Origin of the sequence: Luteolibacter pohnpeiensis (genome assembly GCF_016595435.1) — a bacterium.
Classification (GTDB): domain Bacteria; phylum Verrucomicrobiota; class Verrucomicrobiia; order Verrucomicrobiales; family Akkermansiaceae; genus Luteolibacter; species Luteolibacter pohnpeiensis.
Window position 1 is genome coordinate 132,529 of the sequence record NZ_JAENIJ010000002.1, and the last position, 11,912, is coordinate 144,440.

Consider the following 11,912-nt stretch of genomic DNA (forward strand, 5'->3'; position numbering starts at 1 on the left):
TTCGGAAATCACGATCGCAAATCGGCTTTTAACAATTTCAAAAATGCCAGCAGCGCCGGATTCCGATCGGCCTTATTCCAGGCTGCAGCAACCGACCAGGCCGCGTTTTTTTCCCGCAAACGATGGAAACGAACCCCCTCAATGCGATGATTCCAAAACGATTGCGGAATCATCGCCACCCCCAGCCCCGCTTGCACCAGCGCCACCGCAGTCATGAATTCCGGGACCGATTGCACAATTTTCGGGTGAAACCCGTGCCTGGCGCAAAGCTGCAAGGTGTGCCGATGAAATGCCGGTGATCGATCTTCTGAAATCGTCACAAATGGCTGATCCCGGCAATCCGCCAAGGTTGCCTTCTCCGGCAGCGGCGAAGCGGAGGAAGAAATGAAGGCCATCCGATCTTTCACCGCCGCGATCGACTGGAGCGACGCCGGGACTGGAGCGCGTAGAAATCCGAGGTCCAGCTCACGGGCCTCCAAAGCGCTCACCTGCTCTGCAGTCGACATGTCGCGCAAACTCACCTCGATCCCGGGCGCGATCTCACGCAGCCGGACGATCAACTTCGGAACCAGTTCAAATGTATGAAATCCGAACCCAAGCCTCAGTTGCCCGACCTCACCACGCGCGACCATGCTGCCGCGCTGCAAAAGCCGATCAAAACCCAGCAGCATCGCCCGCACCTCCGGCAGGAATTGCATTCCGGTCGCGCTGAGAACGGTCCGATGTTTCCCACGCTCAAACAACTCACCACCCAGCTCATCCTCCAACTTGCGGATTTGCTTGGTCAATGCCGGTTGGCTGAGATTCAGCAGATTCGCAGCACGCCCGAAATGAAGTTGTTCAGCCAGAACGACAAAAGATTTCAGTTCGCGAATCTCCATAACCTCAGGTTATCACCATCATGAAATCTTACCATTAGAAGAATTCCCGAATTTCCCGGATAGTCCGGGTGTGGACACGAATCACACGATCACCCTCTCTGCGGCGGATCATCGGAAATCCCGATTGTCAGCCTGTGCCTATTTTCTCATCGACGGCATGATCTTCGGAACTTGGGCCACCTTGATTCCGTCTTTCAAAGCAAAATTCCAACTCGATGAAGGCCAGCTCGGTATCGCGTTATTTGGAATGGTGATTGGCGCGTTAATTTCGATGCCGCTGGTCGGCCAAGTGATTTCCCGCCGTGGCAGCCGTCCGGTTTTGCTCTGCCTGGCACCGGCGTTCTGCGTTGCACTCGTCACGCTCGCACTGGCTCCCGCGTTTGTCTGGTTAGTCACGGCGGCCTTGCTCTTCGGTGCAGTGAAGGGCGCTTTCGATGTAACCATCAACTCGCAAGCGATCGCCGTCGAAAATGCCGGCACCAAGCCAATCATGGCAACGTTTCAGGCACTTTGGAGCAGCGGCGGTCTGATTGCCGCGCTGTTCGCCAGCATGGCCTTGAAGCAAGGCGTTTCGCCTTTGGTGATCGCATCAACCGTCGCGATTTCCCTCGCCTGCCTTGCCATGATCGCCGCAGGAAATCTGATCAGCGGTGATGCCACCCACAGCGATTCACCTGAAAAACAAAGCGGCTTTAAATTGCCAAATCAGCGGTTGATTCGCATCGGCGTGCTCGCCTGCATGGCCTTGTTTGCGGAAGGCGTCATGATGGATTGGAGCGCGGTTTATACCAAAAGCGTCGCAGGCGCAGCCGATTGGTTAGCACCGGTGGCTTACGGAGTTTTCTCCTTATCCATGGCGGGAGGTCGTCTCTCAGGCGATTACTTCACGGCGAAACTTGGCCCCGTCGGCGTGCTGAAAGTAAGTGGCACCCTCACCACCATCGGCCTGCTGATCATCGTTCTCGTCCAATTCTGGCCTGCCACTTTCGTGGGGCTCCTGTTCTCTGGAGTCGGGCTTTCCAATCTCGTGCCCGTGCTGTTCGGTGCCGGTGGTCGCGCCCACGAAGGCGGCGCAGGCAAAGGCATCGCCGCCGTTTCCATGATGGGTTACCTAGGATTCCTCGCCGGGCCGCCACTCATCGGCGGGTTAAGTCACCTGATCGGGCTTCCTGGAGCATTTTCACTGGTGGTGATTTTCGCGCTTTTCATCGCCATCCGTGGTGGAGCGATGCTGCGGCCCGTTCCAAATTGATTCAGGAATTGGGTTTGCGACCCGGGTGATTTCATCGAAATTCGATCAACCACTTCGACCTCATGAACATCGCCATCGGATCTGACCACGCGGGCTACACCTACAAACAGGAAATCATCTCCTACCTGCGCAGCGCAGGCCACCAGGTCACGGATTTCGGCACCGATTCCACCGATGCGGTGGATTATCCGAAATTCATTCGTCCCGTTGCTGAAGCCGTTGCCGCAGGAAAATTCGATCGCGGCATCGTCCTTGGCGGTTCCGGCAATGGCGAGGCGATCGCGGCCAATCGCGTTCGCGGCATCCGCTGTGGCCTCTGCTGGAACACCGAGTCCGCGCGCCTCACCCGCCTGCATAACGACGCAAACGTGCTGTCGCTGGGCGAACGGATGATGGATTTGGAAACCGCGCTTTCCATCGTCGATGTCTTCCTTGCCACTGCCTTTGAAGGCGGCCGCCATCTTGCGCGAATTCGGGAACTGGACGAGTGAAGCCAGTCAGCAAGCGCTTGGATTTTAATTGCAAACATCATAAGCCCTGATAGCACATGGTGAATTCCAAATTCGGATTCCATGAGCCATCGCCTGCAATTGAGCCGCTTTGCGTTGTTGGTGATTTTTGCTACAGGTCTGGGAATCGGACTCATCACCGGTTGGATCTCTCACGGCAAATCCTCAACTTCGGAGATTTCAACATCACTTCCACCCCCCAACTGGCGCAGCAACGATCGAGCTCGTTCTGAAGATCATCCGGCTCGATCAAGCCGTCCAAATGCTATTCGCCATGGCGGTGCCGAGCTACAATCCGGTCCTGCCGTCGAGACTGCCTATCGGAATATCCTTCAAAACAATCTGGAAGATGAGCGACTGGAGGGTTTCAAGGTATTGCTCACAACCACTTCCCCGAAAGATTTTCCGCAGATCGTTTCATTAATCCGGGAAATGGATGAACGTGGAACCGGAAACGGCAACGAATGGTCAGCGCTGTGGGCGGAATGGGGCCGACGCGATCCTCTCTCGGCGATCGATTTCATGCGCTCGATGGATTGGAGCGAATGGAACCACACCGCTCCCGAGCAAGCGATCAACCAGACGATGATTTATTGGGCGGATACAGATCTCGATGGCGCGTTGCGACATTTCGAAACGGTCGATCTGCCACAAGGTAGAGAAGAAGGCCTCTACGGGTTGGTGCGGGGCTGGGCAGCGCACGATCCCGATGCAGCAGCAACATGGCTTTTTAAAACCGGCCTCGGGGTGGACGGAGAATACGGAGCATTGGTGGAAGCAATGAGCCGAACCGAAGGCGTGCAAGCGACGACGGAGTGGTTTGAAAAAATCGTCAGCTCGGGTGCCCCGCAAAAAGATATCGACGGACTTGCGATCAAAGTCATTGGCAGCCTTGTGAATCAAGACCCGCAGCAAGCCGCAGGATTGATTGAGCGCAATACGACCTTGGATTGGGCACAGAATAAGAAATTGATCCAAGCCACAGCTCAAGAATACGCCTCGGCAGATCCCGTAGACGCTATGGATTGGGCGGAACGCATCAAATCCGGCACCGCCAAGCAGCAAGTCCTGAACACCTGGGCCGTTCGAGATACTTCTGCTGCCATTGAATGGCTGGATCAACACCAGCAAAGCACCGAGCACACAAACCTCGCATTCAATTTGGCCTATCAACTGATTAACATCGATCTCGGCTCTGCACGGAAAGTTGCGCTTTCGATCCAGGATTCGAAGGCGCGTGATAACCTGTTAGGGGTGATCGCCACTAAAGAACATCACTGACGCTACAAACAAGCGCCGATCTTCCCCTTGCTGGCAACGCTCATTCAATTAATCTCGGGAGCGTGATTCAAAGTTTTATAAACAAATTATCATCCAAACCGCCCCGGCAGAGATTTTCCATTGTCGTGAAGTTGATAGTCACGGCCATCGCCCTTATCCTTTTCCTAGTCGGATCACTCAGCTCTTTCTACAGCGTCCCTATGGAATCGGAAGCAGTTGTGCTGCGCTTTGGAAAGTTCCACAGCATCGCACCACCGGGGCTGCACTATAAGCTGCCTTATGGGATCGATGAAACCATTATGGTGCCAGTGCGGCGGCAACTAAAACTTGAATTTGGGTTCACCACACCAAACGCGACCAATCCCTATCAATCCAGTCAGGAACCCAAACTCGAACGGGACATGGTCACGGGAGACCTGAATGCAGTTCAAGTGGAATGGATTGTCCAATATACAATCGCTGATCCCCGCAAATATCTCTTCAACCTGCGCGACCCCGCCGCCACACTGCGCGATCTAACAGAAAGCGTGATGACAGAAATCATCGGCGACCGGACCGTCGATGAGGTGCTGACATTTGGCCGCACCGAAATTGAGGTCGAGGCACTCACCCGATTGCAACAGCAACTCAACTTGTTAGATATCGGTATCCGTGCTGATCAGATTCAACTGAAAAACGTCCATCCTCCGGGACCGGTGCAGAGCTCATTCGACGAAGTGAACCGCGCCCAACAGGAACGGGAACAGATGATCAATGAAGCAAATGGCCAATACAATCGTGTCATTCCAAAAGCGCGAGGCCTGGCCGATCAACGGATTTCCGCAGCCGAAGGATATGCGGTCCAGCGGGTCAACGAAGCTGAAGGCGATGTTGCCCGATTCAAGGAATTGCTCACCCAATACGAAAAGGCTCCGGCGATCACCCGCCAGCGGCTGTATCTCGAAACCATGAATGAAGTGCTGCCGAAAATGGGCGGAAAAATCATTCTCGATGAAGATGCCAAACAATTTCTCCCACTGATGAACCTGAATTCATCATCAGTCCCAGCTTCTAACAAAAACTAATTTCCCAGGACTCATGAAAACCATACTCGCATTCGTGTTCGGGCTCTTCGTGCTCCTTTTCATCGTATCGACGTGCACCTACACCGTTTCACCGACCGAACAGGCATTCATCACTGAATTCGGCAAACCGGTTGGCAAGCCGATCAATTCAGACCCGAACCATGATGAAGCTGGAATTCACTTCAAAAAACCATTCATCCAAAAGGTAAACCGCATCGAGAAGCGCATCCTCCAATGGGACGGCCCTGCGACCGAAATGCCCACCCGGGACAAGCTCTATATCTCCGTCGATAACTTCGCCCGCTGGCGCATCGTTGATCCAATCGCTTATTATGAACAACTGCGCGACGAACGCAGCGCGCTGTCACGTCTTGATGACATCATCGGCGGCGAAACCCGGAATGCGATTGCTTCCCATGATTTGATCGAAGTCGTCCGCAGTCGGAAAGACCGCCAACCCGTCCGCGATGAGTCGTTGACCGGGGCCGATTCAACACTCGGAACCTTGCCGCCAATCCAATATGGCCGCGCGGTCATCGACGAACAAATTCTCAAGGCCGCGCAATCCAAGGTATCGGCCTGGGGCATCGAGATCATTGATGTCCGGTTCAAGCGGATCAACTACAAGTCCGGCGTCATCGAGAAGATCTATGCTCGCATGGCATCCGAGCGGCTCCAAATCGCAGAGAGATTCCGCTCCGAAGGTGCCGGAGCCGCTGCAAAAATCATCGGCCGCAAAGATCGGGATCTCCTTTCGATACAATCGGAGGCTTATCGGAAAGAACAAGAGATCAAAGGCAAAGCGGATGCCCAAGCGACCGGGATTTACGCCAGTGCCTACAACACCAGCCCAACAGCGGCAGATTTCTATCAGTTCAATAAAACTCTCGATACCTACCGCATGACTCTCGGGAAGGATAGCACTGCGATCTTTACCACCAATAGTGATCTGTTCCATCTCATGAAACGGATCGATCCTGACAAACGATAACGACCTTCGTCCCTTTGCTTGTTAGACGTGCACCGTTGCCATCCGCATGTCTTCGAGCGAAATCCGCCATCGACCTCACATCCTGTAGGTCGATGGCGGAGCATTTAACGATTTTGAAAGAGGCAATTACCTCCAACCACCAGCCGCTGCCAGAACCTGTCCATTGACCCAACCTGAGGCGTCGGATGCAAGAAACACAGCCGCTTTGCCGATGTCATCGGGCTGGCCGATACGACCCAGCGGAGTCCGCGCGATGATCGCTTCTTTCAAATCGGACTCAATGATCCCTGTGGCATGCGTCCCTTCGGTTTCCACCATCCCTGGATTCAACGAATTCACACGAATCCCTTTGGGGCCAAGCTCCTGGGACAGCGATTGAGTGATGGCATCCACTGCGGCTTTGGTTGCACTATAAACCGACGCTCCAGGCATCGGCGAAAATGCGACGACCGAACTGACGTTGATGATATTTCCGCCATTTTCACCGAAGTACTCCACGGCTTTTTGCGAAGTCAGAAGAAGCCCCAAGACATTCAAATTGAATTGCGCGTGGAAATGCTCATCGGTGATTCCCTCCAGCGGAGAAAACTGATAGATGCCGGCATTGTTGACGAGGATATCCAGCTTTCCGAATGCTGACTTAGATTCCTCAAACAGGCGATTGATATCCGACTGCTTGGAGACATCTCCTTGCACTGCGATGGCTTTGCCCCCCGCAGCGGTGATTTCTGAAACGACTTTCTCCGCACCTTGTTTACTAGATGCATAGTTGACCACAACCGACGCACCCGCAGCAGCAAGATGCTTGGCGATACCCGCACCGATGCCTTTTGATGCTCCGGTGACGATTGCAACTTTTCCAGTGAGTTGATTCATGATTCGATGTTTGTTCTTTGTTTTTTCGCGCCAATGCTTTCAAGCACCACGTAAAAAATCGGTGTCAGGAATAGACCGAAGATGGTGACTCCGATCATTCCGGAAAAGACGGCCACGCCCATTGCCTTACGCATTTCTGCCCCGGCACCATGAGCCACAACCAATGGGAAGACGCCCGCGATGAAGGCGATTGATGTCATCAAGATCGGGCGCAAGCGAAGTCTGGAGGCTTCCACTGCGGATTCGACAATGCCCTTGCCTTCTTCCCGCAACTTAACCGCGAACTCGACGATTAGAATTGCATTCTTCGCCGCCAACCCGATCAAAACGATCAGGCCAATTTGGGTGAAGATATTATTATCTCCCTTGGTATACCAAACTCCGAGCATGGCCGCGAGCAAGGCCATTGGCACAATCAACAAGACAGCAAACGGGAGTCGGAAACTTTCATATTGTGCCGCGAGAACGAGGAACACCAGCAAGATACTGATCGGGAAAACCAAGACACCGCTGTTCCCGGCCAGAATTTTCTGATAGGTCAAGTCCGTCCAATCCAGCGCCATTCCCTTAGGCAATGTTTCCTTCGCCACCTTTTCCATCAGCGCCTCGGCTTGCCCTGAACTATAGCCGGGAGCTGGTCCTCCGTTGACCTCAGCGGCTGCGTAGCCGTTGTAGCGCATCGCACGATCCGGCCCGTACGTTTCGCTGACCTTGATCACAGATGCCAGTGGCACCATCTGTCCTTGATCGTTCCGGGTCCGCAATCTCAGGATATCCTGCGCATTGGTTCGGAATGGCGCATCTGCCTGGGCAATGACCTGATAGGTTCGACCAAAGCGATTGAAATCGTTCACATAAAGCGAGCCGAGATTGATCTGCATCGCTTCAAAGATATTTGCCAGAGGAATCCCTTGCTGCTTTGCCTTGGCGCGATCCACATCCACATTCAACTGCGGAGTATTGACCGTGAAACCAGAGAACGCCCCCGCAAGCCCGGGTGTTTGGTTCGCCTTCGCCACCAACGACTGGGTCGCTTCGTAAAGCGCGTCATAGCCAGCACCTGTCCGGTCTTCGACGTAGAGTTTAAATCCACCTGTGGTGCCAAGACCGTTCACCGGTGGCGGCGGGAAGATCGCCACAAATGCTTCCTGAATTTGCGCATACTCCGCTTGCAACTGAGCCGCGATTTCCGGCCCGGACAAACCTTTCCCTTCACGCTCCTCGAACGACTTCAAAGTCACGAACGCGATGCCCGAATTCGGACTGTTGGTGAAGCCGTTGATCGAAAGGCCTGGAAATGCAATGGATTCGGCAACGCCCGGATGTTTCAGAGCGATTTCACTCATCTTGCGAATCACTTCATCCGTCCGCTCCAGAGATGCCCCATCCGGCAATTGGGCAAACGCCACCAAATATTGTTTATCCTGAGCGGGAATGAACCCTGAAGGAACTTTTTTGAAACTGTAATACGTCAACCCTAGTAGCCCGAGGTATAGCACGAGCGCGATCGCACTTTTCCGAATCATTCGATTCACTCCGCCCGAGTATTTGGTCGAGGACCAGTCAAAGAATCGGTTGAAGGGGCGGAAAAACCAACCCAGCGCCTTATCCATCACCTTCGACAACCCATCCTTGGGTGCATGGTGATCACGCAGCAATAACGCACTCAATGCCGGCGAAAGGGTCAACGAGTTGAACGCTGAAATCACCGTGGAAATCGCAATCGTAATCGCAAATTGTTTATAAAATTGCCCGCTAAGTCCGGTGATGAATGCCGTGGGAATAAACACCGCAGACAACACCAGTGCCGTGGCAATGATCGGGCCCGTTACCTCTCGCATCGCTCGCTTGGTTGCCTCAATTGGAGAGAACCCAAGCGCAATATTGCGCTCCACGTTTTCCACTACCACGATGGCATCATCCACCACAATCCCGATCGCGAGGACGAGTCCGAACAGCGAAAGAGCATTGATGGTAAAGCCCAGGGCGCTCATCATGGCAAACGTTCCCACCAAAGAAACCGGAACCGCTGCCAGGGGAATGATCGACGCTCGCCAGGTTTGGAGGAATAAAATCACGACAAGCACCACCAGTACTGTCGCCTCTAACAAGGTATGCACGACCGCTTCGATCGAGTGGCGCACAAACACCGTCGGGTCGTAAGCGATTTTATAATCCAGCCCGTCCGGGAAATCCTTTTTCAGATCCTCCATCGTTTTGCGGACGTTGTTGGATAGCTCAATCGCATTCGCGCCAGGTAATTGGAAAATCGGAATCGCCACCGCCGTTTGGTTGCTCAATTGCGACCTCAACGCATATTCCGAGGCAGCCAGCTCCACCCTAGCAACGTCTCTCAGCAAGGTGCGCTCACCATGTTCACCGATTTTTACGATGATATTTTCGAACTCCTCCTCCGTGACCAATCTCCCCTTTGTATTGATCAGCAACTCGGTTTCAGCGCCCCCCGGATTCGGTTGCTGACCCACTGCGCCGGCTGCGACCTGGACGTTCTGCTCACGGATCGCGTTGACCACATCACCGGCCGTCAGCCCTCTCGAAGCAACTTTGTTAGGATCCAGCCACACGCGCATGGCATAATCTCCTGAGCCGAATAATTGCACCTGCCCCACACCGGGAATCCGTGTTAACACATCACGAACCTGCAAGGTCGCGTAGTTCCGGACATAAATCTCATCATACCTTTTGTCCGGTGAAAGCAAATGCACGACCATCGTTAAATCCGGAGAGCTTTTGATGGTGGTAACACCAAGACGGCGAACTTCCTCCGGCAATTTAGGCAATGCTTGTGCCACCCGGTTTTGCACCTGGACTTGGGCATCGTCCGGATCCGTGCCGAGCTTGAAGGTGATGGTCAAGGTCATCACCCCATCACTCGTCGCCTGGGAAAACATGTAGATGGAATCCTCGACGCCGTTGATCGCCTGCTCCAGCGGCGTTGAAACCGTCTCGGCGATCGTTTTCGGATTCGCCCCCGGATAAGTCGCAGTAACCACCACCGTCGGCGGGATCACTTCCGGATACTCACTGACGGGAAGCCGGAAAAGCGAGATCGCCCCCACGAGGAAGATCACAATCGACAAGACGCCGGCAAAAATCGGCCTCTTGATGAAGAAATCGGAAAAGTTCATATGCGTCTTTTTAAAGATCCATTCAGATTTGATTCAGCGTACCGCGACTTCTGGATCCACGGTCATGCCGGCTGCGACCTTTTGCAGTCCGTTGATAATCACCCGATCTCCTGCAGCTAATCCTTCCCTAATGACTCTACGTCCGCCGATAACACGGCCGAGTTTCACCGTGCGATACGCCACCGTATTATCCGCTCCAACAGTTAGAACATACTTCTGATCCTGACTTGTGCCGATCGCCCGCTCACTGACAAACAAGGTCGGATTTTCCGCACTGATCGGCAGTCGCACCCGCGCTGATAGACCGGGAATCAATTCCTCATCCACATTTGGAAACACCATCCGCAGCACTAAGCTGCCGGTTCCTGAATCAAGATGATTGTCTGTGGATTCAATGTATCCCACATGAAGAAAGTCATCTTCATTGCTCAGTTGGGCTTCGACCGGGATGTGACCCTTTTTTTGCAAAATCTTCCCCTCCCGAACCAGTTGGTTGAAAGTCAGTAGGGTGTTTTCATCCACATCCGCGTAAACAAACACATCACCCGCAGACACAATTCTGGTCAGCACGGTGCCATTCCCCGGCGTTCCAGATACCATGTTTCCCGTAGTTACATAGGCGCGGTTCACCAAACCACTGATCGGAGCCCGGACCTCGGTGTATTCCAAATCCAGCAACGCTGTTTTCAGAGATGCCTCAGCTGCCAGGACTGCGGCTTTAGCCTCGGCCAGGGTCGAACTCCTGACTTCCGCTTCTTCCATGGAGATCGCTTTGCTGCCAAGCAGATCATCCGAGCGTTTTGACTGACTTTCGGCAATCTGCACCCGAACCTTGGTGCGCTCCAACTCTGCCTTCGCCAGATCCACTTGAGCCTGAAATGGGCGCGGATCGATGACAAACAGCACATCGCCTTTCTCCACCTTTTTACCGGCCTCCAAACGAACCTCGACGATGGGCCCAGAAACCTGCGCTCTCAGTTCAACACTTTCCTGAGCCTCTACCCTGCCGAGCAACTCGCGGAACTCCACCGACATTTCTTGCTGCACTTGAGCGATGGTCACTTTCGGCGGAGGTGGGGCAGCTTGCGCCGCTTGCCCCTCCGCTGCCTGGGCCGTCGTATTGACTAAATAGAAAACAATCAACGCCACCCCGGCAGCGGCTGATAAATCAAGCCAACGAAAACGCTTGAAGCGGCTGCGCGAAAAGATCAAAACAGGACTCATAATTGGATGTAGTTGACTAATTAGTAAAGTAATAGACTAAAAAAAGGGGAAATTTAGGCGATTTTCCCGCCAAGAATCCCGATTGAGGCTTCAGGGAGGTTCCTGAGATATTCCAAATCATTTTGGATTCGCGCCTGGCCCATGCTGCCCTCAAACAGAGCGAACAGACTTTTCGCCATGCGCATCGCGTCACCTTCGGAAAATACGCCTTGAGCTTGGCCATCACGGATCGTCGATTCGAAATAGCGAATTTGCCGATCGAGAATTTCCTGTGCTTTCGCACGCAACAGTTCGTCCTGACTGCAAACTTCGCTACCTACCGAAAAGCAGGGACAGCCGAGAACTTGGCCGTGTTTCGCGAGCATTTCTGCCTGAAAATCCAGGATTTCCTGCATGAATTGACGCACTCTCTCAAGCGGCGGGGTGGAGGACGAAAACCAAGCGTCCCACTTTGGCTTGGCCGAGTCTTGCCAATTTGCTTCCAGCGCCGCTACAGCCAAGGTCGATTTGGAATCGAAGAAATAGTAAAAACTTCCCTTCTTCACTCCGGCACGCTCGCAGATCGCATCAATCGTCACCGTGCCGTAGCTACGCTCCCAGATCAAATCCAGTGCAGCTTCCAGCAGGCGCTCTTTTGCATCACTCGTGCGGCCCATGGGTTTTTAATAGTTTACCAATTGGTCAA

The 11,912-nt window shown here is 53.6% G+C and carries 10 protein-coding genes; 5 read left to right on the forward strand and 5 right to left on the reverse strand.

Annotated elements, in window-relative coordinates; translation table 11 throughout:
• Positions 1-8: 8 nt before the first annotated feature.
• On the reverse strand, positions 9-881 hold the full coding sequence (locus JIN85_RS01740) for a LysR family transcriptional regulator (protein ID WP_200266992.1): 873 nt from the start codon (positions 879-881) through the stop codon (positions 9-11).
• A gap of 70 nt (positions 882-951) precedes the next feature.
• On the opposite strand from JIN85_RS01740, the gene JIN85_RS01745 reads away from it, so the two are divergent.
• The 5 genes from JIN85_RS01745 to hflC all read left to right on the forward strand — a co-directional run bounded on the left by JIN85_RS01745 (position 952) and on the right by hflC (position 5,978).
• Complete coding sequence (locus JIN85_RS01745) at positions 952-2,133, forward strand: MFS transporter (RefSeq protein ID WP_200266994.1); 1,182 nt, start codon at positions 952-954, stop codon at positions 2,131-2,133.
• 62 nt (positions 2,134-2,195) lie between these two features.
• Positions 2,196-2,624 carry a ribose 5-phosphate isomerase B gene (rpiB, locus tag JIN85_RS01750; protein ID WP_200266996.1) on the forward strand — a complete coding sequence of 143 codons (429 nt, stop codon included), beginning with the start codon at positions 2,196-2,198 and terminating at the stop codon, positions 2,622-2,624.
• Positions 2,625-2,705: 81 nt separating this feature from the next.
• Positions 2,706-3,923 (forward strand): hypothetical protein, encoded by a 1,218-nt coding sequence (locus JIN85_RS01755; protein ID WP_200266998.1) that lies wholly within the window; start codon positions 2,706-2,708, stop codon positions 3,921-3,923.
• Between the two features lie 125 nt (positions 3,924-4,048).
• A complete protein-coding gene (hflK, locus tag JIN85_RS01760; protein WP_325107916.1) occupies positions 4,049-4,987 on the forward strand; it encodes an FtsH protease activity modulator HflK in 939 nt (312 codons plus the stop codon).
• Positions 4,988-5,000: 13 nt separating this feature from the next.
• Positions 5,001-5,978, forward strand: a complete 978-nt coding sequence (gene hflC / locus JIN85_RS01765; RefSeq protein ID WP_200267000.1) for a protease modulator HflC — start codon at positions 5,001-5,003, stop codon at positions 5,976-5,978.
• A 126-nt stretch (positions 5,979-6,104) separates the two neighbouring features.
• On the opposite strand, the gene JIN85_RS01770 is transcribed toward hflC, so the two are convergent.
• Genes JIN85_RS01770 through JIN85_RS01785 form a run of 4 tightly spaced genes read right to left on the reverse strand, consistent with a single transcriptional unit; the run spans position 6,105 to position 11,883 of the window.
• A complete protein-coding gene (locus tag JIN85_RS01770; protein WP_200267002.1) occupies positions 6,105-6,854 on the reverse strand; it encodes an SDR family NAD(P)-dependent oxidoreductase in 750 nt (249 codons plus the stop codon).
• Positions 6,851-10,003, reverse strand: a complete 3,153-nt coding sequence (locus JIN85_RS01775) for an efflux RND transporter permease subunit (RefSeq protein ID WP_200267003.1) — start codon at positions 10,001-10,003, stop codon at positions 6,851-6,853. Before JIN85_RS01775 ends, JIN85_RS01770 begins: the two co-directional genes overlap by 4 nt.
• A gap of 33 nt (positions 10,004-10,036) precedes the next feature.
• A complete protein-coding gene (locus JIN85_RS01780; RefSeq protein ID WP_200267004.1) occupies positions 10,037-11,227 on the reverse strand; it encodes an efflux RND transporter periplasmic adaptor subunit in 1,191 nt (396 codons plus the stop codon).
• Positions 11,228-11,280: 53 nt separating this feature from the next.
• Positions 11,281-11,883, reverse strand: coding sequence for a TetR/AcrR family transcriptional regulator (locus tag JIN85_RS01785; RefSeq protein WP_200267006.1), 603 nt, complete (start codon positions 11,881-11,883; stop codon positions 11,281-11,283).
• Between the last annotated feature and the right edge of the window lie 29 nt (positions 11,884-11,912).

Excerpts from the sequence above, each read along its gene's own strand:
- JIN85_RS01740 (WP_200266992.1), bottom strand. The coding sequence starts at position 881 with ATGGAGATTCGCGAACTGAAATCTTTTGTCGTTCTGGCTGAACAACTT.
- rpiB (WP_200266996.1), top strand. The coding sequence starts at position 2,196 with ATGAACATCGCCATCGGATCTGACCACGCGGGCTACACCTACAAACAG.
- JIN85_RS01755 (WP_200266998.1), top strand. The coding sequence starts at position 2,706 with ATGAGCCATCGCCTGCAATTGAGCCGCTTTGCGTTGTTGGTGATTTTT.
- hflC (WP_200267000.1), top strand. The coding sequence starts at position 5,001 with ATGAAAACCATACTCGCATTCGTGTTCGGGCTCTTCGTGCTCCTTTTC.
- JIN85_RS01770 (WP_200267002.1), bottom strand. The coding sequence starts at position 6,854 with ATGAATCAACTCACTGGAAAAGTTGCAATCGTCACCGGAGCATCAAAA.
- JIN85_RS01775 (WP_200267003.1), bottom strand. The coding sequence starts at position 10,003 with ATGAACTTTTCCGATTTCTTCATCAAGAGGCCGATTTTTGCCGGCGTC.
- JIN85_RS01780 (WP_200267004.1), bottom strand. The coding sequence starts at position 11,227 with ATGAGTCCTGTTTTGATCTTTTCGCGCAGCCGCTTCAAGCGTTTTCGT.
- JIN85_RS01785 (WP_200267006.1), bottom strand. The coding sequence starts at position 11,883 with ATGGGCCGCACGAGTGATGCAAAAGAGCGCCTGCTGGAAGCTGCACTG.